At 70.6% G+C, this 22766-nt stretch carries 19 protein-coding genes; 8 read left to right on the plus strand and 11 right to left on the minus strand.

Annotation, left to right across the window (positions count from 1 at the left end):
* The first annotated feature begins 92 nt into the window (after nt 1-92).
* Together ASD23_RS00640 and ASD23_RS00645 are read left to right on the plus strand one after the other, a co-directional pair.
* Entirely contained in the window at nt 93-383 is a 291-nt protein-coding gene (locus tag ASD23_RS00640; RefSeq protein WP_056007492.1) for a DUF4287 domain-containing protein, read from the plus strand.
* A gap of 89 nt (nt 384-472) precedes the next feature.
* Nucleotides 473-919, plus strand: a complete 447-nt coding sequence (locus ASD23_RS00645) for a hypothetical protein (RefSeq protein WP_056004967.1) — start codon at nt 473-475, stop codon at nt 917-919.
* Nucleotides 920-946: 27 nt separating this feature from the next.
* On the opposite strand, the gene ASD23_RS00650 is transcribed toward ASD23_RS00645, so the two are convergent.
* The 8 genes from ASD23_RS00650 to ASD23_RS00685 form a co-directional block, all read right to left on the minus strand.
* The gene (locus tag ASD23_RS00650) at nt 947-1624 is read right to left on the minus strand and encodes an NUDIX hydrolase (protein WP_056004969.1); all 678 of its coding nucleotides are present in this window, start codon (nt 1622-1624) and stop codon (nt 947-949) included.
* Nucleotides 1625-1647: 23 nt separating this feature from the next.
* The gene (locus ASD23_RS00655) at nt 1648-2058 is read right to left on the minus strand and encodes a DoxX family protein (protein ID WP_056004971.1); all 411 of its coding nucleotides are present in this window, start codon (nt 2056-2058) and stop codon (nt 1648-1650) included.
* Between the two features lie 27 nt (nt 2059-2085).
* Nucleotides 2086-2889: a CPBP family intramembrane glutamic endopeptidase gene (locus tag ASD23_RS00660; RefSeq protein WP_056004973.1), complete on the minus strand. Its 804-nt coding sequence runs from the start codon at nt 2887-2889 to the stop codon at nt 2086-2088.
* A 109-nt stretch (nt 2890-2998) separates the two neighbouring features.
* Nucleotides 2999-3577 carry a hypothetical protein gene (locus ASD23_RS00665; protein WP_056004975.1) on the minus strand — a complete coding sequence of 193 codons (579 nt, stop codon included), beginning with the start codon at nt 3575-3577 and terminating at the stop codon, nt 2999-3001.
* Between the two features lie 35 nt (nt 3578-3612).
* Nucleotides 3613-4245, minus strand: coding sequence for a VOC family protein (locus ASD23_RS00670; RefSeq protein WP_056004977.1), 633 nt, complete (start codon nt 4243-4245; stop codon nt 3613-3615).
* Nucleotides 4246-4341: 96 nt separating this feature from the next.
* On the minus strand, nt 4342-5703 hold the full coding sequence (locus ASD23_RS00675; RefSeq protein WP_056004979.1) for a serine hydrolase domain-containing protein: 1362 nt from the start codon (nt 5701-5703) through the stop codon (nt 4342-4344).
* 65 nt (nt 5704-5768) lie between these two features.
* A complete protein-coding gene (locus ASD23_RS00680; protein ID WP_157376960.1) occupies nt 5769-8219 on the minus strand; it encodes a hypothetical protein in 2451 nt (816 codons plus the stop codon).
* Between the two features lie 131 nt (nt 8220-8350).
* On the minus strand, nt 8351-9016 hold the full coding sequence (locus tag ASD23_RS00685) for a hypothetical protein (protein ID WP_082571071.1): 666 nt from the start codon (nt 9014-9016) through the stop codon (nt 8351-8353).
* 122 nt (nt 9017-9138) lie between these two features.
* On the opposite strand from ASD23_RS00685, the gene ASD23_RS00690 reads away from it, so the two are divergent.
* Nucleotides 9139-9534 (plus strand): nuclear transport factor 2 family protein, encoded by a 396-nt coding sequence (locus ASD23_RS00690; RefSeq protein ID WP_056004983.1) that lies wholly within the window; start codon nt 9139-9141, stop codon nt 9532-9534.
* A gap of 134 nt (nt 9535-9668) precedes the next feature.
* On the opposite strand, the gene ASD23_RS00695 is transcribed toward ASD23_RS00690, so the two are convergent.
* Both ASD23_RS00695 and ASD23_RS00700 read right to left on the minus strand, forming a co-directional pair.
* Complete coding sequence (locus ASD23_RS00695) at nt 9669-10319, minus strand: hypothetical protein (RefSeq protein WP_056004985.1); 651 nt, start codon at nt 10317-10319, stop codon at nt 9669-9671.
* A 55-nt stretch (nt 10320-10374) separates the two neighbouring features.
* Nucleotides 10375-12342 carry a chitobiase/beta-hexosaminidase C-terminal domain-containing protein gene (locus ASD23_RS00700; protein ID WP_056004987.1) on the minus strand — a complete coding sequence of 656 codons (1968 nt, stop codon included), beginning with the start codon at nt 12340-12342 and terminating at the stop codon, nt 10375-10377.
* 315 nt (nt 12343-12657) lie between these two features.
* On the opposite strand from ASD23_RS00700, the gene ASD23_RS00705 reads away from it, so the two are divergent.
* The 5 genes from ASD23_RS00705 (at nt 12658) to ASD23_RS00725 (ending at nt 18158) form a co-directional block, all read left to right on the plus strand.
* Nucleotides 12658-15201, plus strand: a complete 2544-nt coding sequence (locus ASD23_RS00705) for an alkaline phosphatase family protein (protein WP_056004989.1) — start codon at nt 12658-12660, stop codon at nt 15199-15201.
* 135 nt (nt 15202-15336) lie between these two features.
* A complete protein-coding gene (locus tag ASD23_RS00710; protein WP_056004990.1) occupies nt 15337-15975 on the plus strand; it encodes a hypothetical protein in 639 nt (212 codons plus the stop codon).
* A gap of 75 nt (nt 15976-16050) precedes the next feature.
* Complete coding sequence (locus ASD23_RS00715; protein ID WP_056004991.1) at nt 16051-16791, plus strand: YcnI family protein; 741 nt, start codon at nt 16051-16053, stop codon at nt 16789-16791.
* 201 nt (nt 16792-16992) lie between these two features.
* On the plus strand, nt 16993-17517 hold the full coding sequence (locus tag ASD23_RS00720; protein WP_056004994.1) for a hypothetical protein: 525 nt from the start codon (nt 16993-16995) through the stop codon (nt 17515-17517).
* A 56-nt stretch (nt 17518-17573) separates the two neighbouring features.
* Nucleotides 17574-18158: a hypothetical protein gene (locus ASD23_RS00725; protein ID WP_056004996.1), complete on the plus strand. Its 585-nt coding sequence runs from the start codon at nt 17574-17576 to the stop codon at nt 18156-18158.
* On the opposite strand, the gene ASD23_RS00730 is transcribed toward ASD23_RS00725, so the two are convergent.
* Nucleotides 18133-22653 carry a beta strand repeat-containing protein gene (locus tag ASD23_RS00730; RefSeq protein ID WP_056004998.1) on the minus strand — a complete coding sequence of 1507 codons (4521 nt, stop codon included), beginning with the start codon at nt 22651-22653 and terminating at the stop codon, nt 18133-18135. The genes ASD23_RS00725 and ASD23_RS00730 overlap by 26 nt on opposite strands.
* Nucleotides 22654-22766: the final 113 nt, after the last annotated feature.

Here is a 22766-nt window from a genome sequence, read left to right on the forward strand (position 1 = left end):
TTCGACCCACGTCGAAACACTGGCGACGGATGCCTCGGCCCCCGAGTCTGTTCGAGGGGGATGCCGCGGTGGCATCCGCGAAGGGACCGCAGATGTCATTCCAGGCCTACCTCGACAACATCGAGAAGAAGACCGGGCTCACGCCACGCCAGTTCGTCGATCTCGCGACCGAGAAGGGCTTCGGCCCCGGTACGAAGTCGACGCCGATCGTGGCCTGGCTGAAAGAGGACTACGACCTCGGGCAGGGCCACGCGATGGCCCTCGTGCACGTCATCACCAAGGGCCCGACGATCAGCACCAAGCACGTCGGCACCGACGGCACGCACAGCGACGCCACCGACACGCTCTGGCTCGACGGAGCGGCGACGAACCCGAACGGGTAGCCGGTGACGGGGAGCCGCCGACACATACAATCGCGGTGACGTCGAAGCGCCGGGCCGGAATTCCGGACCGGCGGGAGGGAGGGGCCGGGATGTTCGGATCGAAGAAGAAGAGGATCGGCCTCGACGACCTGATGGAGCGGCTCCGGCCCGACCTGAGTCGGGAATCGCTCGGCGTCGGCCCCGACTTCCCGGGCGTGGCCCCGAACCCGCTCATGAGCAGTGCTGCGTTCAAGCGCAACGCCGAACTGCGCAACGGGGCGCTCGCGCTCGGCGTTCTCGTCGACTGGCGGGAGGTCAACAGCAATCCGCGCGTGGTCCTGATGCTCGACGTCGAGACCGCCGACGGCATCGCGTTCCGCGGTATCGCGGACACGAGCCTCACGATCACCGAGCTCACCCGACTCGCCCCCGGGCAGACGTTGCCCGTGCGCTACCGGCCGGCCGTCATGGACCACTACGTCGCACTCGCCCGGGACGCGGACCCCGCCCAGGTGCAGCGGCTCGCCGACGACATCGCGAGCCGCAAGCGGACCTGACCCGAAGCCGTCGGCAGGAGCACGCCCTTAGAGGTCGTCGGGCTCGACGATGCGCTCGTGGTTCCACGGCTCGGCCCAGCCGAGCTCGTCGAACATGCGCGAGAGCACGAGCGCGGTGAACCCCCAGACGACGCGGCCTCCCACCGTGAAGGCGGGCGAGCGATACGCGCGCCCGCCGTAGACGTGCTCGGTGTTCGCACGGTTCGCGGGGTCGAGCATCTCGCCGACCGGCACCCGGAACACCTCGACCGATTCGTCGTGATCGACGGCGGCGACCTCCGACGGGCGGGTCCACCACGCGGGCACGGGCGTCACCAGGTGGTTGCTCACGGGTACCGGCATGGGCGGCAGCGTGCCGAGCGGCTCGATGCCGTCGACGTCGACGTCGGTCTCCTCACGCGCCTCGCGCACCGCGGCGGCGACGGGCCCGGCATCGGATGCCTCGAGCCGCCCGCCGGGGAAGGCGATCTGCCCCGCGTGGCTGCCGAGGGTCGCCGCGCGACGCAGCAGCAGCACGTCGAGGTCGCGCGGCACGGCTCCGCCGGTGCTGCTCGGCACGGAGTCGAGCACCCCGAAGAGCACGAGCACCGCGGCCGGGCGGAGGCCCGAGACATCCGCTCGGCTCTTCGGCAGTTCGGGGTGCCAGTCGAGGCCGCGCTCGCAGAGGGCGATGAGCTCGGCACGTGCGTCGGCGACTACGGGCATGGCCCCACCCTATGGTCCCCTCGTCAGCGGCGCGGCTCGGCGGTCGACCAGATCGCCAACGCCACGAGCAACGGCTGGAAGAGCAGGCGGATGCCCCGTGCGCGATCGGAATCGAGGCCGAATGCGGCTCGCTTCTCGGTGAACTGCGCGATGTTGCCCGGGAACACGGCGACGAAGAACGCGGCCACGATCCAGCCGATGCGCCGGCGCTCGCGGGGCAATGCCACGAGTGCCGCGCCCAGCCCGATCTCGACCGCGCCCGATGCCACGACGACGCCGTCGGCATCCATCGGCACCCACGACGGCACCTGCGAGCGGAACTCCTTGCGCGCCCAGAAGAGATGACTCACCCCGGCGAAGACCAGGCCCGCGGCGAGCGCGACTCGCGCGATCGTGCGGGGCGTGGTGCTCGTGGGAACGTCCCTGCGTGCCATGTCGACCTCCGGCCCGATGTGTACGCCTCAGCTCCCGACGACGGCGGCCGCCGTGAGCACCGACACGGTGATGAACACCCAGTCGTTGATGATGTGCGCGCCCGCCGACACCCAGAGGTTCTTCGTGCGGATGAACGCGAGGGTGAGCGCGATGCGCGCCGAGCCGATGATGACGATGGCCTGCACCCAGTTCCAGTCGTAGGTCGGAAGATGCGCCGCGCCGAACCAGATCGCGGAGATGATCCAGGCGAGGATGATCGCCGTCTTGCGCGAGAGACCGGCCTTCGCGAACAGGAAGTACGTGAGCGCCAGGAACGGCAGCACGACGAAGATCTCTTCACCGATGAGCTGGATGCCGCTGCCGACGTACAGCGCGATCGTGTCGACCACTCCGCCCGCACCGGCTCCCGCGATCGTCGCGTTCGGCGCCACCGGGAAGATCAGCGACACGATGCCGCCGATCACGAAGGTGAGCACGATGTTGAGCGCCGCGAAGAAGAACATGTTGCCGACGTCGACGAGGCGCACCCGGCGGAAGATCGCCGTCCAGGCGCGACCGGCGACGAGGGCGAGCACCGCGAGCGGAATCACCACGAAGAGCGTTCGAGGCAGGAGCGCGCCGAGGTTGTTCGGCGTCGGGATGAAGATGAGCGCTGCGAAGCCCGCGGCGACCGCGAGCCACACGATGATCCACTTCACGGCGGAGAGCTCGACCGGCACTCCGTTGTAGTACGGGAAGTCCGCGCCGTCGCGGCGCTCGATCAGGCGGCCGAAGCGGTCGTGCTCGCTGAGCGGGCGGAGTGTGCCGGGGGTGGTGGCTTCGGCGGTCATTCGTGCTCCTCTTGGGCGGCGTGCTCGCCCCGAATGGAGCGCAGTGTCGATTCTCTCAGCCGCGAGCGCGATCGTCCCACATCGTCAGCCGCCATTTCGAGTCGAACGCTCAGCCGACGAGTGCCGAGTCCAACCGGTCCACGATCCAGTCGACCGTCTGCTCGGCTGTCTGCCCGGTCGAGTCCACCCAGAGGCCGACGGGCGGCACCTCGCCGACCCATCCGTCGAACGTGCGCACCGCGTCGGCGAGCGTGTCGTCGCCGATCCACCCGTCGTAGGCACCAGTGCCGCGTTCGGTCTCGCGGCGCACGATCGCCTCGACGCTCGGCCGCAGCACGACGAGTGCGCGACGGCGCGGCATGCGGTCGAGCTGCGCGGTGACCCCGTCGCCGAAGATGTTGTCGACGTGCACGGCGCTGATGCCCGCCTCGACGAACGAGCGGCTGAGCATCGCGCCGTGCCGGTAGCGCAGTTCGAGCTGCGCGAGCGCGGCCTCGCTGGGCGGGTCGGCCATGTCTTCGCGCCCCGCCACGACCATCTGCCAGAGCGCGTCGCCCTCGATGAACGCACCGGGGCGAAGGCGTTCGGCGAGCAGCCGACCGACGGTCGACTTGCCCGACGCCGGCGCGCCGACGACGAGGATCGCGGTCGGCGCGAGGTCGGTCGTTCGGGCGGCCGGTGCGGTCATCTCGTCAGGCTATCGAACGGATGCCGCGGCTCGCGCTACTCCCCCGCACCCGCCCATTCGAAGCCGTCGGGGTCGGTGAACGCACCGGCGTTGCCGTTGATGCGGATGCGATGCGACCCCGAGCCCTCGGCGGCGACGCCGACGGTCTTGGCCAGCGCACGCCGCTTGTAGAGGCCGAGGCCGATCGGGCTGCCAGGGGCGGCGAAGTCGACGTAGCTGCCGAAGCTCTTCGCGACGGCGAGCCCGCGGTCGACGTAGAAGCGCTTGCTCGCGCCGACGTCTTCGGCGCCGATGAGCAGTACGAGGTTGTCGATCGTGCGGGTCGCCGGGCCGGTGTCCTTCTTCGACGAGGTCGCGACCTGCCAGATCGCGCCGTCGGGTGCCTGCACGACGCCGCCGAAGCCCCACAGGGACTTCTCGGCCGGCTTCAGCACCGAGGCGCCGGCGGCGACCGCGGAGTCGAACAGCGAGGTGACATCGGCCGGCTGCGACACGATGACCGACATGGTGAATCCGCGGAACCCGCTCGACGGGGCATCCGCTGCCCGGAGGCGAACCTGCGGTCCGAGCCCGAAGGCGTCGGCGTAGAAGCGCGCGGCCGCGTCGGGGTCGGCCGCGTCGAGGGTGATCGAGTCGATGGTGGTGAGCTTGGTCGTTTCCGTGTTCATGTCTTCGACGATATGCACCGCTCGCAGCCCGTGCTTCTCCGATTCTGCTCGCTTCGCGAGGTCTCGAGACGCCGCGCTACTCGACCGGCGCTGCGGTCAGCCGAGCGCCGCGATCGCGTCGGCGACGAGCTGCCGTTCCGACGGCTCGTCGTCGGCCGCCGGGGTGAAGCCCATGCGCACCACGACGAGCTCCTCCGAGGGCACCATGACGACCTTCTGCCCGTCGTGTCCGCTCATGTAGTAGGTGTCGTCGGGCAGCTCGGGCCAGCGCAGGCTGCCGTCGGGCAGCACGTTCGTGCGGAAGCCCATCGCGTAGCCGGGGTCGTCGGTCGCCTCGTGGTCGACGTTCGTGAGGGTGTCGTCCATCCACCCCTCGGGGAGCAGCTGCTCGCCGTTCCATTCGCCATCCTGCAGCGCGAACTGGCCGAGTGCAGCCCAGTCGCGGGGTGCCGCCCAGAGGTACGACGAGCACACGGGCGTGCCCGCGCCATCCGGTTCGAAGACGGCCGTCGACAGCCCGAGCGCGCCGAGGATGGTCTGGCGGGGCAGGTCGGCGCCGAGGCCCGTGCGCTCGGTCAGCACCGAGCAGAGCAGGGTCGTGCTGCCGCTCGAGTACTCCTGCACCGTGCCGGGCTCGTGCTCGAGGGGCAGGCTCGCGACGTAGGCGCCCATGTCGGGCTCGAGGTAGAGCATGCGGGTGATCGGCGTGCCGAGGTCGTAGGTCTCGTCCCACTCGAGGCCGCTCTGCATGCGCAGCAGGTCTTCGACGGTGATGTCGGCGCGCTCGTCGGTCCACTCGGGTCGCAGGTGGTCGTCGTCGAGTGAGACGACACCCTGCTCGACCAGCATTCCGGTCATCAGTTCGGCGACGCTCTTCGACATCGACCAGCCGAGCTGCGGGGTCTCGGCGTCGAAGCCGTCGGCGTAGCGTTCGGCGACGAGCTCACCGTCCTTCACGACGACGACCGCGCGGGTGCCGAGCGCCTCCTGGTCGGATGCCGCGAGCTCGTCGCCGAACGCCCGGCCCATCGCCTGCTCGAGCGCAGCGTCGGCCTCTGGGGTCGGGGCGGCGGGCGCTGCGGCGTCGGTGAAGGGGTTGCCCTGCGCGTCGATCGAGGTGGCCTCGCCGAGCTCGGGTCGCTGGTCGGCGAGCGTGCAGCCGAAGCCGTCGGTGTACCAGGCCGTCTGGTGCGCGATCGCGCCGAGGATCGAGCCCGTGGTGCGGTCGGCGTCGTCGTCGACGTCGACCTGCAGGTAGGGCACGAGCGGGTTCGGCGGCAGGTCGGTGGCCGGGTCGTCGCGACCGGCGACCTCGGTGACGGCGCACGCGTTGTGGGCGGCGTAGCCGGTGCCGGTCAGCAGGATCGGCTGCTGCCAGAGGTAGACCCCGGTGAACGCGGCGATGAGAACGAGGGCGGTGACGGCGACGATGACGATCACCCGACGGAGGATGTGCACGAGCGGATGCTAGCAAGCCCGAGTCGTGCGGCCGAATCCTGTTCGGTTTTCCACAAAACAGCCCTTCAGGCGGTGAACGACCCGAAGGCGCCGCCCGCGAGTCGGGCCGGCACCGCGGGGTTCGGCTCCGAGCCCTGGGTCGTCGTCGAGGGGGCCGGCTTCGGTGGCTCGGCCGGGCGCGACGACGGCACGTCGACGACCGACGCGGCGTTCAGGTGCGTCAGCAGGCCGACCATGAAACGGGCGATGTCCTCGAGCTCCTCGGTGGTCGGCACCCAGAGCACCGCGCGCGCGACCGACCGGATCAGGGCGTCGAACTCCTGCGCGAAATGTCCCGCGAGCGCGCGGATCGAGAAGTCGGCGCCGTCGATGAGGTAGCGCACCGCCCGCAGCCGTTCGGTCTCGGTCAGGCAGCCCTCGTCGGTCGCCATGCCCGTCTTGAGGATCTCGGAGGCGTCGACGAGCATCGCGAACTCCTCGGCGCCGAGGCCGAGGGCGTCGCCGAGGCCGAGCAGGCCGGACGCGTCGGCGATGCCGGCCGGATCGAAGATGCCGCGCTGCTCGAGCCGGTCGCGCACCGCCGCGAACCGGGCGATCTGCCACGGGGAGCTGATGGGGGCGAGCACGAGCTCGCGCATGCGCGGTTCGCGGCCGAGCAGCATCAGTTCGGGGTCGCGCGCGGCCTCCCGCTGGTAGAAGTCGACCTGCCTGGCATAGCGGATGCCTCGGATCGCCTCGGCGACGAGGGCGTCGTGCTCCTCGGGCGCGGCCACCGCGAGGGCGCGGCGGGCGGTGAAGCAGGCGCACGAGTAGCGGATCTCGACCTCGAGCGAGCCGTTCGCATCCTCCATCCAGCGGCGAGCGGCGGCCGCGACCCGGGCCTCCGTCGCCTGCTTCGCCGGCAGCCGTGCCGCACCGCGGGCGGCGGAGCCGGCGGCATCCGCTGCGGCCCATTCGTCGGCGATGCCGGGGGTGAAGATCACGTAGCTGAGGGCGGCTCGGGCGCGCATGCGCGAGAGCACCCGGTTCGGGTCGCGGCGCGGCCCGCCGGTCTGGTGCTCGAGGAGCGCGATGTAGCGCACGACGGCATCGTGGATGCGTTCGCGTCGCACGGCGACGCCGTCGCCGTCGCCCGTGCCGTCGCCGTCGGTCTCGCCGGCGAGGTCGACGAAGGCCGACCAGTTGCGGGCCGCCGTGAGGTAGGCCATCAGGCTGCGCAGCAGCATCGCATGCGGCTCGGGTGCGGGCGGTCGGGCCCGCCGACGTTCGTCGAGGCGGATGCGGATCGGCCGCAGGGCGGCGCGCACATCTGAGGGGTCGAGGCGCCGTCCGCCGACCGCGGCGGCGGTGCGCACGTAGGCGTGCCAGACCTTCGGCGGCACGTCGTCGAACACCGGCGGCTCGCCGCAGAGCCAGGCCGCCTGGTTCACGATCGGCTCGATGCGGTCGAGGAAGGCCTCGTGCGCCGTCTGGTCGTCGAGCCCGTCGACCCGGTCGAAGACGCGATCGTATTCCGCGAGGATGCTCGTCGGGTCCTCCTCGATCGCCCGGTTCAGGTAGTGGCGGTGCTCGGCGCCGCTCGTCATGCGCGCGAGGCCGAGGAACCCGACCGACTTCCAGCCCGTCGCGCGATAGAACCCGCGCACGTCGGGATACCGTTCGGCCATCGTCATCGCGGTGAAGCCCGCGGCGAGCGCGAGCAGCTTGCGGTGCTGGTCGGACTGGGCCGACTCCCACTCGAGTGCGAGTTCGACCTCGTCGACCGGGTGGCCGTTGCGGCGCAGCGTCGCGATGCCCGAGCGTTCGTCGAGGATCGTGACCTGCAGCATCCACGGGGCCGAGTTGAACAGCACCTGGAACAGCCAGGCGATCGCGGAGGCGATGCCGCTGCCGCTGCGGTCGGCGATCGCGATGAACTCGCCGAGGTCGGGCGTGCTCGGCCGCTCGACGCGCTCGGCGGGGTCATCGAGGTTCGCGTTGCGCACCTGGTTCAGGGCGTCGATCGACCACGCGGTGTTCACCGAGCCGTCGGAGTCCATCACCTTGGCGTCGAGGCGCGAGCGGCTCGCGAGCCCCGGGCCGAGCACCGCGATCGCGACGAGCGCGAGCGGCAGGGCGACCACGAGCCAGGCGGCGAACCCGTCGCTCACGGAGGCGGTGGCGATCACGATGACGACCGGGGTGATCCCGACGAGGGCCCAGCCGACGACCCGCAGGACGGCTCCGGTGCGACGGCGGATCGTCAGGTTCCGCACGCCCGGCATGAGCGCGACGAGCCGTCCACCGACCGCGAGCACGAGCCACGCGACGAGCATCGCGAGCAGTGCGTCGCCGACCGGCACGAGCACGACCTCGACGAACGACTGCCATCGCGTGCTGATCCCGGCCGTCCACGAGCTGAGCGAGCTGCCGTCGCCGACGTTCGCGCTGCAGCCTGCGAGCGCGAGGACGGCACCGGCCGCGAGCACCGCTCCCGATGCCCGTGGCGGTCGACGTCCCATCCCCTGCTCGCGCATGATCCGCAGCCTGCCTGGCGCGAGTCTAGTGACGCGGCATCGCACCGCGACAGGGGTGACACTGAGGGATGCTCACCCGCTTTCGGGGGGCGAGCACGGGCGCGCCGCGCCGCCGAAGGAGCGCCGCAGGCTCAGAATCGCGTCGGGAAGGTGAGCAGCACGATGAGTCCGCCCACGGCGATGAGACCCGCGAGCCCGAGCATCATCCACGCCGCGATGTGGTGGATGTCGCGCTGGGCCATCGCGGTCAGGAACAGCACGAGGGCGAACAGCACGGTCAGCAGCGAGTAGCTGTCGCCCCGCTCGGTGTCCTCGACCGCGTCGGCGAACCTCGCTTCGGCGTACGCCGAGCGTTCCGCGCTCTCGGCTGTTCCCGGCGGCACGTACTCGGGCATCGCGAACGGGCCCTGGGCCGCCTCGTCGCCGTCTCGCCACGCGTCGAAGGCGAGTGCGAAGTGCGGGGTGAACCGGGCCTCGATGGCGTCGGCGAGGGCCGTCTCGCCCTGAGCGCCCGCCGTGACCCAATCGGAGTAGATGATCAGGTCGACGACCCGGGCCTCACGCGCCTGGTTGTCGGCATCGCTCGCCTCGACCCGGGCAGCGGATGCCTCGGCGAAGGCGATCGACCGCTCGCCGCTCCACTTCGACGCCTGGAAGCCGCACCACGCCGTGAGGATGGCGGTCACCGAGAGCATCGCGACGGCGACGATCTCGATGAAGGGCCGGTGCCGCCAGCGGGACACGGGTGCCCTGGGACTCGCGACTGCCGGGGCGACGATCGCCGATTCCTCGCTCATGACTGGCCTTCCGTCGCACGCTCGACACGGGTCGCTGCTCACACTGGCACAGCAGCCGCCTCCAGGCCAGCAGGGCGCACGAGGTGATTGTGCACGGCAGGAGACCGGAGGATCCTGAGACCATGAGCGATCGCGAGGATTTCCTGATCTGGCTCCAGAGCGAGTTCGTGCGGGCCGAACGCGCCATGTTCGACGGCGATGACGGCCCCCGTCGCGCGATCTGGTCGGCGGACGAACCGGTCAGCGTGCTCGGCGCCTGGCGCAACGCCTCGAACCGCGCTGAACTCGTCGACGCGTTCGAGGAGCTGTCGACGAGCTTCTCGAACTGCACCGACTACGCGTTCGACCTCATCGCCTTCGACGTGCTCGGCGAAGCCGCGTACACGGTGGGCTACGAGCGCGCCTCGGCATCGGTCGACGGCGAGCCGCGCACCTTCACGCTGCGGGCCACGCAGGTGTACCGGCGGGAGCCGGGCGGATGGCGCGTCGTGCACCGGCACGCCGACAAGCTCGGGTGACCCGAACACCCGGGGCCGAACCGGCGGGCGCGCAGGACGCGCCCGCCGGTCGTGGCCGTCACTCGAAGTCGTGATCGTCACTCGAGCTCGTGGCCGTCACTCGAGCTCGTGGCCGTCACTCGAGCTCGTGGCCGTCACTCGAACAGCGACAGGGTGAGCTTCGACGTGTAGTTGCCGGGTGCCACGTCGCTCGCGGTGCGGAGGAAGAGGTCCGCGTTCGCGGTCCATGCGCCGTCGGCCGCGACATCCTCGGAGTCCCAGGCCGAGGCGAACAGCTCCTGGTCGACGAGGCCGACGTTGTTCTCGCCCTGCGTGGGCGCGTCGATCACGGTCACGACCTCATCGCCGACGGCGACGAGTCCCGACGCTCCGCCGTCGACGAGGTTCGGGCGCCACCCGAGGTGCCCGGCTCCGATCGGCGCCTGGCCGGCGTCGCCCACGAAGTCGCTCGTCGTGCCGAGCACGTACCAGGCGGCGGCGTCGGGGATCTCCTCCGCCGTGCGGGTGTCGGTGATCGTGACCGTCGGCAGCTGCCCCGTGAACTCGCGAACGGCAGGCGCGTCCGACGTTCCTTCGGTCAGCGCGACCTCGGTGCCGGCCACGGTCATCGCGAGCACGCCAGGCTCGGTCAGCGGAGCCACCTCGACGGTGACGTCGACGGTGCTGTCGCCGCCCACGAGCTCATCGGCGTTCGCGGCGGCGGCCGCGGCCGCGGCCGTCAGCAGCATGGCGCCGACGGCGACGGCCGTGACACGCGCCGCGGTGGTCTTGGTGATGCTCTTCATCTCGGGTATCTCTTCTCTCTCGTGGTGCATCGGTCTTGGGGTGGTTCGGTTCGGCTCACTCGCAGGTCGCGGCGTCGTATGGAGCAGTCGTCGCGACGGTCACGGGAACACCGCCGATCACGCGGGTCGCCTGCACGGTGACCTCTCCCGCGGGCGCGCTCGCCGCGCGCACCGGGAACGAGTGCACCGAGCCCTTGCCCGCGATCACGTTCGCGAACGACTTCTCGCCGTACACGGTGCTGATCGCGAGCGCGACCGCGTCGGCCTCGTCGTTCGCCGCCTTGACCGTCACGTACGCCTTCGACCCGAGGCATCGCGCCTCGGCTTCGACCGGAACGCCGTCGAAGCCGGCGACGAAGTCGACCGACGTCGTCGCGGAGCGATTGCCCCAGCCGTCGACCGCGGTCACGGTGGCGGTGTACGCGCGGCCGTTCGTGAGCGAGACGACCGGTGAGGCGGGCTGGAGGCCCTGCTTGATGGCGAGCGGGATCTCGAGCACGGAGGGCATCGGCGCGAAGAAGAAGTCGCTGGACACCTTCGCCCCGGCACGGAACGGCAGCGCCGCGGCGCCGGTCGCGACATCCGTCACCGTGATGTCGTAGCCGGAGACCTGCTCGTCGTCGCTGGCCCGCGGCACGCGCAGCACCGAGCCCGTCGCGGTCGAACGCACGCTCGGCTCGTCACCGAGCACGGGAGCGGTGCGGTCGGCGCGGACGGCGTCGGTGTAGTCGAAGTTCGCCTTCACCTCGGCTGCGGTCGCCCCGTCGAGCCGAACCGTCCAGGTCGGGCCGGCCAGTGCGCCCGCGCTCGGGGTCGGCACCGTCGGCGGGTACGGCGCCCAGCCGCCGTTCGCGTCGTAGGTGCGACGCGGCTCGGCGCTGAAGGCGATGCGGTCGATCTCGGTGCGGTCGGCGTAGACCTCGATGAAGATCGCCTGCGGCACCGGCAGCGTGAAGTTGTCGATCAGGTGCGGGCCGTAGTTCTGGTACGCGTCGCGCGGGATCTGCGAGTACGACATCGAGCCGTCGTTCACGGCCGTGAAGTCCTTCTGGTGGATCGACTTCTCGCTGTTCACGTTCAGGTGCGAGTGCCCCGAGATGAAGACCGACTGCGGGTAGGCCGCCAGATCGGCGGCGATCGCCGGGTTCGTTGCCTGGGCGCCGTCGTTCACCGTGCCCGGCGTCGGGCGGTGGCCGACCACGAACACGGGCCGGTTGAGTGCGCCGGGCTCGGCCGCGATCGCGGCGAGCCTGCCCTGCAGCCAGGCGCGTTGCGTCGCGTCGTAGGCCTCGGTGTTCAAGATCAGGAAGTGGTGCCCCTCGACGACCTGCTCGTAGTAGCCGCCGCCAGTGTGCGGGAACCACTCGGTCGGGTAGTACTGGGACATCACGTTCAGCCGGTCGTCGTGGTTGCCGAAGGTGACGAGCATCTTCGTGTCGTCGAGGCCGTGGCTCGTGAGGCCGTCGCTCAGCAGGGAACGGATCACCTGGTGGTGCGGGCCGGTGTTGTAGTTGTTGTCGGCGATCTGGTCGCCGTTGGAGAGGATCAGGTCGGGCGCGGCCTGGATCGACGTGATCGTGTCGAAGTAGTGGTCCCAGCGCGCCCGGCTGGCCTCGTCGTAGCTCGTGGTCTCGATGTCGCTCATGACGACGAACGAGAGCAGCGGCTCCTCGGACTTGATGAGGTAGCCCTCGATCTCGGCGGCGGACACCTCGCCGCCGAGCACGGAGACGGCCGAGAGGTTCGCGGACTCCTCGATCGTGATCGGCCCCTCGTAGCGCGGGCTCGTGAGCGTGGGCATCGAGCCGTCGAGCGTGTAGCGGATGTCGGCGCCCGCCGGCGCCGAGAGCTCGACGGTGGTCGGGCCGACGTGGCGGCCGCCGTCGACGCTGAACGTCGGCGCGGCGAGGTCGTCGGTGGCGTGGGCGACCGGTGCGGCCGCCCCAGCTGCGGCGATGACGGCCGCCACCGCGACCGCGACCGCACCGGGAAGGGCGACGGCCGGCTTTCGCGAGAAAGGCATGCGGATGGATCCTCCGGAATCGAGTGCGGATTCGCACCGAGCGGTGCGCAACCATCGCGACGCTACGGACGGGCGGGCTCGACCCGGCTGCCGGTTCGTCGCCGAGCGGCGAACGGCGCGTGAACTCCGGCGGGAGTCGTTCGGACAACAGGCGGTCGATCCGCCTGATCAGGGGGCTCGATCGTTCGAGTGATCGAGGCCATCGGAAATCGGTATCGACGGCCTCTTGACGGGGCTGTCACGGCACTGATCTGATGTGAGCGTTTGATCGCGATTTGAATCACAAACAATCAGCCTTGATGAAAGTGAGCAACGATGATCCTCCGTCCAACGCGCCGCCCCCGGCAGGGCTCCAGGGCCCCCGCGATCCTCGCCGCGGCCTCGATCGCCCTGCTGGCCACGGCGGGCATCTCGCCTGCGGTCGCCGCAGAGACGGCCACGCCGATCGCGGCCGAGAACTTCGACTCGCTGACGGCATCGCTGCAGCCGCGGGTCGGCGAGACGCACATCCCCGTCGGCACGCTCGGCTGGACCCCGAACGCACCCGCGGGATGGACCGTCACGAGCGACGCGTCGATGACCGGCAAGGGCAAGCCCGAGTGGCGCGGATGGACGTTCGCGACGCCGCAGTTCTGGTCGGCCGCGCAGACCGGCCAGGGCCGGGAGGCGTTCACGCGCGCGACCGGCGTCATCGCGGTCGCCGATAACGACGAATGGGACGACGGCAACTCCCCCGCCGAGCAGCTCTTCGCGAGCACGCTCACCTCGCCCGACATCGCGGTCGCGGGCAAGTCGACGGTGCACGTCAACTTCGCCTCGAACTACCGCCAGACCGGCCCGCAGGTGGCCGCCCTCCAGGTGTCGTTCGACGGCGCCGCCCCCGAGCGGCTCTTCGAGTACAGCACGGCCGTGCTCGGCGATCAGGTCTACCTGCAGAACAAGCTGCTCACCCAGCCCATCGAGGTTCCCGCCGGAGCCACGTCGATGCGACTCGGCTGGGTCATCGAGCAGGCCACGAACGACTGGTACTGGGCCATCGACGACGTCACGGTGACGGATGCCCCGGTCGCCGGCGCCGAGCACCCGCTGCCCGATCCGCCGAAGGGCCCGGCGGACGTGCCCGACGGCATCAGCGGCAAGAAGGTGCTCTTCATCGACTTCGACGGCATGCGCATCGACAAGCTGCGCGACTACGCGACGCCGAACCTCGACGCCCTCGCCGCCCGCGGCCAGTTCGGCGTCGGGTACATGCCCGACAGCGCGCTCGCGGGCACCTGGTCCGGACACGGGCACGCGAACCTGCTCACGGGCGTCTGGGTCGACAAGCACCGTTCGCCCGACAACAGCTTCACGAACCCGAACTTCACGCAGTACCCCGACATCCTCACCCGGGTCGAACAGGTGAACCCGGACTTCTCGACGTTCTCGACGCTCGACTGGGCGCCGCTGAACCAGTACGTCATCGCGACGCCCGACGTGAAGATGCAGCAGGTCGGCGCGAACCAGAAGATCACCGATGCCCTGAGCGTCGCCGATGCCGTCGAGGTGCTCGACACCCGCAACCCCGATCTCATGTACGTCTACCTGCACGACGCCGATGCGATGGGACACGCCTACACGGCCGAGTCGCCCGAGTACAAGGCGGCGGTCGAGAAGCTCGACCAGCAGGTCGGCGAGCTCATCGCCGCGATGGAGGCACGTGAGAGCTACGCGGCCGAGGACTGGCTCGTCGTCGCCTCGACCGACCACGGCGTCACGGGCTACGGCCACGGCGGCGACCAGCACACGAGCCGCGCCATCTGGACCCTCGCGGCCGGCGGCGAGGTACCGGTGACCGGCCAGGCGACGCGCGAGTGGCGTCAGGTCGACATCGTCCCGACGATCCTCCGACACCTCGACGTTGCGATCGACCCGACCTGGGGCCTCGAGGGCGTGCCGATCGGCACCGAGTCGCAGGATCCGTTCGACACGGTGGCCGGCTCATTCCAGGGCGTGCTCGACGAGGCGCCCAAGCCCGCCGACACGAAGGGCTGGACGAAGCAGACCCCGGCTGGCTGGGCGATCGACGAGAAGACGCCTGCGGTCGGCGTGCGCGAATACCGCGGCTGGTCCTTCATGTCCGACGAGTTCTGGGCCACCAGCGAGGAGGGCCAGGGCCGCGGATCGTTCGTGCGCGGCCGTGACGTGATCGCCGTGGCTGACGCCGACGAGTGGAACGACCTCGGCGACCCCGCAGCCACGGGCGCTCGCTTCGACTCGACCCTGTACTCGCCGTGGCAGGCGGTGAAGCCGGGCGGCGCGGTCGACCTCTCGTTCTTCCACCACTACCGCCAGATCACGGCGGGCATCCCGCAGCACGCCGAAGTCATCGCCGAGTTCGGTGACGGCTCGAGCCAGGTGCTCTGGAGCCGCGACAGCGCTCAGGGCACGGTGTTCGAGATCAACCAGCCGGTGTCGCTCAGTGCCACCGCGCCGGCGACGGCGAGTAAGGTGCGCATCGGCTGGCGCCTCTCCAACGCCGGGAACAGCGGCTACTGGGCGGTCGACGCGCCGCAGATCTCGGCGGAGACGCCCGAGGTCGCCGTCGATGCGGTCGCCGAGACCCGCTGCATCGGTTCCAAGGTGTACGTGAGCGTCAAGGCGACGAACCACGAGAGCACGCCTGCGGCGATCGAGATCTCGACCGCCTTCGGCGACAAGTCGTTCGCCACGGTCGCACCCGGTGCGAACGCGGTGCACACCTTCGCGGCGCGCGCCTCGAGCGTCGCCGCGGGTGAGGCGTCGGCCACCGCCACGGTCGGCGACGCATCGGTGTCGGCGACGGTCGCCGCGCCGTATGCGGCGCGCACGTGCGGCTGATGCCGCGCGACGCTCGCGACTGAGCGAGCGTGAGCGGATGCCCCGGACCCGGGACGGTTCGGGGCATCCGTCGTCTTCGGTCTCCGTGCGACATCCGTGCAGCGTCGCGGGTCGGTGCGACCGTAGAATCTCAGGGTGCAGATCGGTCGCGGCGCCCAGGTGAGACGGGCGTTCGCCGTCGTCGGCACCGCGATCGTCTCCGCCTCGCTCGCGCACACCGTCGGCGGAGGTGCGCCGCCCGGCGTCGTGACGATCGCCCTGGCGCTGGCCATCTCGGCGCCGTTCGCGATGGTGGTCGTGGGCGGCCGGTGCAGTACTCCGCGCGCGGTATTCGCCGCCGTCGGCGCCCAGCTCGCGCTGCACGCGCTCTACTCGCTGACCCCGAGGGCCGGCACGGGCACCGTGGCACCGGCTCCTGCCGCCGGATCGCACCACCACGGCTCGGGCAGCGCGATGATGTTCTCGGCCGGCGCCCCCGTGCACGACGAGCACTTCGGCCCTGCGATGCTCGTGGCGCACTCGGTCGCCGCCATCCTCACGATCTTCGCGGTGGCCCTCGCCGATCGCATGCACGAGGCCGTGCGGTTCGCGGCGCGCGGCGTCGACATCGCGCGCATCGTGCTCACGGCTCCGCTCGTGCCGCCGCTGACGGCGCACGTCGTGCCCGCCGCCCCACGAGTGGTCGGCGCGGATGCCTCCTCACTGCTCTGCACCGCCTTGCGGTACCGCGGACCACCGCGTCAGCCCTTCGCCGCCCTCGCGGCGACTCGCTGACACATCCGCATTCGCGAACGCTCCGAAGCACACCTCGATCGTGTGCGTCCGTTCGCAGACCCTGAAAGCAGAGACATGAAGACCTCCATCCGCACGACCCTCGCCGCCGCCATCGCCCTCGGCGCGGGCACCGCACTCGCCCTCGCCGCACCGCTCGCGGCGAGCGCCCACGTCGTCGTCGACCCCAGCGCGACGGCCGCCGGCGCCTACACCGTGCTGAGCTTCGGCACCCCGCACGGCTGCGGCGAGAGCCCCACGACCAAGCTCACCTTCACGATGCCCGAGGGCATCGACCGAGTCACGCCGACCGTCAACCCGGGCTGGACCATCGAGAAGGTCGTCGAGCAGTTCGACGCAGCCCGCAAGGACTCGCACGGGGCCAACATCACCGAGCGCGTGAGCTCGGTCGTCTACACGGCGGTGACCCCGCTGCCGAGCGACCTGCGTGACGTCATCGAGCTGTCGCTGCAGTTGCCGGCGGACGCCGCGGGCGAGACCCTGGCCTTCCCGGTGCTGCAGGAGTGCGCCGAGGGCCAGACCGACTGGAGCGCCATCGCCGAGGAGGGCGAGGAGGAGCCCGAGCACCCCGCCCCCACGATCACGGTCACCGAGGCGAGCGCCGACGGCCACGGCCACGCGGTCGAAGCGGATGCCTCGGCGGAGCACGAGTCCGAGACAGCGAGTTCCTCTGGCTCGGCCGACGACGCCGGCTCCGACGACGTGGTCGCGCGCGCACTCGGCGTCGCCGGCCTGCTGGTCGGAGCCGTCGGCATCGTGCTCGCGGTCACCGCGCGGCGCGGCCGCAAGCAGGCCTAGCTCCCGGGCGGCGCACCGAACGCCCGGGCCTCTTCGCGAGGGCCGGGCGTTCGCCGTCGAGGCGGCCGGTACTTCGGTACTTCGGTACTTCGGTACCGCCGCGCGGACACGCAGACCACGCCGGTCGCGTAGGCGCGCCAGCGCCGTATCGAGACCCGCTCTCACGAGATGCGGCGTCGCGACGAGTCGTAGGATCGGGCCATGGGCGCCCGGGAGTACCGATACGACACCGACGTCGTGCGACTGATGTACGACTACGCCTCGTCGGTGGTCTGGTTTCCCGACCCGGTCCGATACGAGCAGAGCGGGCTCAGCCCCGAGCTGATCACCGACCTGCAGGCGTGGGGGCGGCTCTACGACGAGGGCCTCGACTCCGACTTCGAGTGGCGCTCACCCGAGCTGCCCGGCCGGGTCGACCGGGAGCGCCAGGAGCTCGCGCATCGCCTCGGCGACGAGCTGGGATCGGCCTTCGAGATCGAGTTCGACGTGCCGCAGGGCGTCTGGTTCGGACCGCGACACACGAGCTACCGCTCGCCCGGGCAGCCCACGAATCCGGAGGCCGCCGCGATCTTCACGGCATGGGCCGACGCAGCCAGAGCCGAGCGCGCCGAGCTGGCACGGCGGGCCACCGAGCGGCGGGCCGCCGGCGAGAGCGGCGGCGCCTGGTTCGCCGTGCTTCAGAACGGGCAGGAGTTCGTGCCGCTCGAGCGACCCGAACGAGAGTGAGGAACCGGGGGTTCTCCGGATTCCCCCGCGGCATCCGCTCTTTCTAGATTCGAGACATGCCCATCGCCGCCTTCCTCCGAATCTGGCTCGCCTCCGTCGTCGCGTGCTTTCCCCTCCTCGCATTGCTGCTGATCCCCGAGCTCATGCGTAGCCGGGCGGGCAGTGAGCAACTGCTCATGATCGGCATGTTCGCTCTGCTCGCGCTGCTCGTCGCGGCCTTCATCGCCGCCCCGTGGATGAGCGCCATCGCGGCGCCTGTCGCGGAACGATGGACGCCTCGCGTCGCGCTCGCGAAGACGCGGGCGGTGTGGCGGTCACGCACCGGCAGTGCCTGGCTGGTACTCGCGGCCGCCGTGCTCATCTACGCGGCGGCGCAGGCCGTCGGCTACTGGGTCGGCACCGTCGTGCCATCCGTGAGCGACAACCCCGCCTTCGGCACCGGCGCCTCGGAACCCCGCTGGCTCATCGACTACCCGGCCTACGTGCTGCAGGCCCTCACGATCTACTCGATCATGACCCTCGCGATCGCCTGGTACGGATGGCGCATGCGCACCCTCTCGCTCGCTTCCGCCGGTGCGCGCACGAGGGCTTCAGAGACACGGTCGCACGAGACGCTCACAGGCCGGTCGTGCACGAGGTGAACCCGCTCGTCGCCGTCGAGAGCACGGTGCCACCGACACCGACGCTGCCCGACGCGCTCGTGTTGAGCCCGTTGATGTAGTTCTCGACGGCGGGCGACGCCGTCTGGCCCTGCGGGAGCCCCTCGATGCCGAAGTCGTTGATCGTCGGGTCGGTCGAGAGTTTCGAGAGTTGGATGCCCGTCGCCTGGAACACCCCGGTGCCACCGGCGGTCGTGTTGCCCGTGATCGCCACGCAGACGGGCGAATCCGGGCCGGCGATCGAGCCCGCTGCGACGATGATGCCCGCGTACCCCGCATACCCATCGCCGGTCGGCGCGAGCACGTTGTTGCCCGTCACCCTCGCCGTGGTCATGCCCGCGCCTGACGCTCCGACGAAGATGCCGGGGCCGCCGGTCGCGCTGACCTTGTTGTTCGTCACGCGTGCCGCGAGGGTCGCACCGACCGTGTTGAGCGAGATCGCGTTCGCGTTGATTCCGGCGCATCCCGGCCGGCTGCCCGCGGCGATGACGTTGGCATCGAACTTGGCCGTGACGTTCGCCGCGCCGCCCGTGAGCACCGAGATCGCCTGGCAGTCGAGGTGGCGGATCGGCTCGGCATCCGTGCCGTTCGTCGACACGTCGACGTTGGCGTCGGCAGCGCCGAGCACCTGCATGTCGACGAACGCTTCGGGCTGCTGCTCGATGCCGCCGCTGCCGCCGTCCATGCGGTTGCCGGTCACCGCGACGACGTTCGTGACGCTACCGGGATTCCCGAGCGTCGACTTCGCGGCTCCCGCCTGGTTGCCGCCGATGAGCCTGATTCCGTGCCCGGCGCGGAAGTCGGTGATCACGTTCGACGAGATCGTCGCCTTCGTGATCGTCGCGGCGCCGCCGGTGGTTCCTGTGGCCTGCAGCAGCAGCGCCGCCCCCGGCGTGAGCAGGTCGCCGGCATCCGAGATGCGGTTGCCGCTGATGGTCGCCGACGAGATGGTGCCGCCCGCGTTCGTGATCGAGATGCCGGATGCCTCGTTCGAGGTGAGCACGCTGTTCGAGATGTCGACCGCACCCGAGAGGTTGGCGTTCGACCCGTCGAAGGCGATGCCGTCTTCGCCGTCGGCGTCACCCGCCCCCGTGACCGTGCCGCTGAGGAACGAGAACCCGATGACGCCGACGCCCCCGATGCCGTTGCCGGCGCTGTTCTCGACGCGCATGTTACGGAGCGAGACATCCGCCGTGCTCAGCAGCGAGATGCCGTCACCGGTGGTGGCGGCGATCATGCCGCCCGAGGCATCCCCGCCCTGAATCGTGCTGCCGTCGCCCGTGACGTGCAGGCCGCCCGCCGTGCCCGTGCCGAGCAGCACGATGCCCGAGGGCGCTCCGTTCGAGGAGATTCGCCGGAATGTGACGTCGTCGGCCCCGATGCCGGTCAGCACGATCGACAGCCCGGTGCCGGTCGTGCTCGAGAGCGTGTTGCCCTCGCCGGTGACGACGATGGTGCCCGAGAGGGAGGCGGCGAGCGGCACCCCGCTCGTCGTCGTGACATCGAGGCCGCCACCGGTGATCGAGAGGGCGTGCCCGTTGGACGACCCGAACGAGACGCCCGGATTCGCGCCGGTCTCGAGGTGCTTCGACGGTCCCGAGAGCACGGTGGCGCCGCCGGTGTTGTTCGCGACGACGACGCCGCCGCCCGTGTCGCTGCCGTCGGTGATCGACCCCGAGAGCGTGACGGTGCCGCCGGTGCGGCTCTGGATGTCGACACTCGTGGTTGCGGGTCCGTCGGTGATCGAGCCGCCGTACGAGATGTCGCCGCTGCCGCCGCGCACCCTGAAGGGGGTGGATCCGAAGGGCCCCGCGGAGAGCTCGCCGGCTGCCGCCGAGAACGTGCCCGCGCCGATCTCGTCGAGGTTGATGCCGTACACGCTGCTCTTCGTCGAGGTCACCTCGTCGAACGAGAGCGACGAGCCCGACGACGCGGCGACGTCGACCGCCGGGCCGTTGGTCGCGACGATCTTCGCGGTCGCGTTCGCGGGCACGGTCACCGGGCCGGTCAGAACCAGCGAGAACGCCGCCTGGGTCGAGTTCAGCGTGCGGATATCGAGGTCGCCGAAGGTGATGGCGCCGGTCGTCTGCTGCAGCCTGACGCCGCTGTCGAATGAATCGTCGACGACGATCCGATCGATCTGGCTTCCCTCGAGGTTGCTGCGCTGCGCGAGGAACGCCCACCCGCTTCCGGAGGTGCGGATGCTCACGGTGGCCGCCGGATCGAACACGATCTTCGCGGTGTCGTTGACGACGACGCCGAGGCCGATGACGTCGACCTCGAGGTCGCCGATCGTGTTCGTACCCGTCGCGTTCTGCAACGCGAGCCCGATGCCGCCGGCGCCCGTGTCGACGATACGCACGTCGTCGATGGTCGCGTCGCCGCCAGGGCCGGAGACGCGGATGCCGCCGCCCGTGGTGACCGGGTGAACCTCGAGCCCGGCGACACGGTTGCCGACGCCGAGGCTGACGACATTCGCTCCTGGCGACGCGGTGATCGTCGGCCGCTTGGCCGGGTCACCCTGGTGCAAGAGGCGGCCGCCGACGACGAGATCGGATGCCTCGCCGATGAGCTGCTGGTCGTCGTCGAGCACGATCGCGGTCGAATACCCGGTCGAGGAGCCGTCGCCGTCGAACACGAAGATGTCGTCGCCCGCGCTGCTCGCCGCCGCGGCCTGCGCGATCGTGTCGAACGGCTTGCTCCCGTTGCCGTCGTTGCCGTCGGCGGCGTTGTCGACGTACCAGACGCAGTCGCTGATGGCGATGGTCACATGCCCGGTGTCGGTCAGCGCCTGCACGACGCCCTGGTCGGTGACGGCGTAGTCGAACCCGTCGGCAGTGGCGTTGCAGCCGACTGGTGGCAGATAGGCGAAGTCCCCGTCGGCCTCGAGGTAGACGAAGCCGCCCTGCTCGGTCACGGTGACACCGGACTCGATCGCGAGCTCGGTGCCCGGGTCGGCGTCGGTGTCGCCCTCGAGCAGGTTGCCCGCGACGAGGAGGTGCGGGCGGGAGAGGTCGATCGCGCCGTCGCTCGGGTCGTCGACGATGAGGAAGGTGTTGCCGACCGCCCCGTCGGGACCGTCGAACGTCTCGTCGTCGGCGACGGGCGCATCGGCGATGCAGATCACCTTCACCGAGACCTGCGCGTTCGCGTCGCCGGGGCTCAGCGTGTAGCTGAACACGTCGTTCGCGTCACCGGGTGGCGCGTTGCAGTACTCGGCGTCGGGCTGGTACGTCAGGCCGGTGCCACCGCCCGTGATGACGACCGTGCCGTACTCGGGCTGCACGACGCTCGTGATGGAGCGCGCGCCGCCGTCGCTGTCGGTGTCGTTCGCGAGCACGTCGATCGCCGTGGCGGCGGCATCCTCGTCGACGGTGGCTTCGTCGTCGGCGGCGACCGGCAGGTCGTCGACGCACGTGACCTTCACGCCGACCGTCGTCGTCGAGCCGCCGGGCGCGAGGGTGTAGGTGAACTCGTCGGTGGTCGTGCCGGGCGGGGCGTTGCAGTATCCGGCGTCGGGTTCGTAGGTGACGGATGCCTCGTCGCCGGCGATCACGACGGTGCCGTGATCGGGCTGGCCGACGCCACTGATCGTGATCGGCCCGCCGTCGACGTCTTCGTCGTTGACGAGCACGTCGACGGTCGTCGGTGCGGCGTCTTCGTCGACGGTCGTCGTATCGGCGACGGCGGTCGGCGGCACGTCTTCGACGACGTCGAGCACGCTGATCGTGAACATCTGCTCGAGACTGCCGCCGTACCCGTCGGTGCCGCGCACGCGGATCGAGTAGCTCGCCTTCGTCTCGAAGTCGAAGCTCGCCGCGGTCTTGAGCGTCGATCCGGTGATCGTGAACGCCGCGTTGTCGGTGCTGCCGGCGCCGCTGACCAGCGCGAACGCGGGCGTCGCGGCGGGGTCTTCGTCGACGAGGCCGAGGGTGCCGACGATCGTCGCGGCGGGTTCGTTCTCGAGCAGCGAGTCGTTCGAGAGCGTGAGGGCGCTCGGCGCGTGGTTGCCGATGACGTAGCGCTGCTCGGTGCTGAGGCACACCGTCGAGGCGCTCACCCGGCGCAGCACCCCCGAGCTCGGAGCGCAGAAGTACACGGGCTGGCCGTTGGTGGTCGGCACGACGAGGAGCGTACCGGCGGGCTTCGCGCCCATGCACGACTTCGCCGACGCGAAGCGGCGCACCGAGCCGTCAGGCTGGGTGCAGAGCGCGGTCGGGCCCGGCCAGATCGTGACCGGCGTCTCCTGCTTCGTGCGGCAGTCGCCTGCGCTCGAGGCCACTCGCAGCAACCCGTTCGACTTCTGCGCGCACGCGTAGCGCAGCTGCGTCGCTGTGACGGCCGCGAACGCGACCGACGGGGTCGCGAGCACGACGATCATCGCCAGGACCGTGAACAGCACGAGTGCGAGGCGAGTCGAACGCCGCGAATCGGGAACGGGTGCAGCGACGGATTGCAGACGAAGCGCGTTGGACACGGGGTCTCCTCGAGGCGGCACCAAGCCGTCGATCCGCGTTCGTCGGGTTCGATGCGGAGCTGTGCCAACAATCGACCCGTCGCGCCGGTTCCACCAGACCCGAGAACGGGGGT

It is taken from the genome of Agromyces sp. Root1464, assembly GCF_001427265.1.
Taxonomy (GTDB): Bacteria; Actinomycetota; Actinomycetes; order Actinomycetales; family Microbacteriaceae; genus Agromyces; species Agromyces fucosus.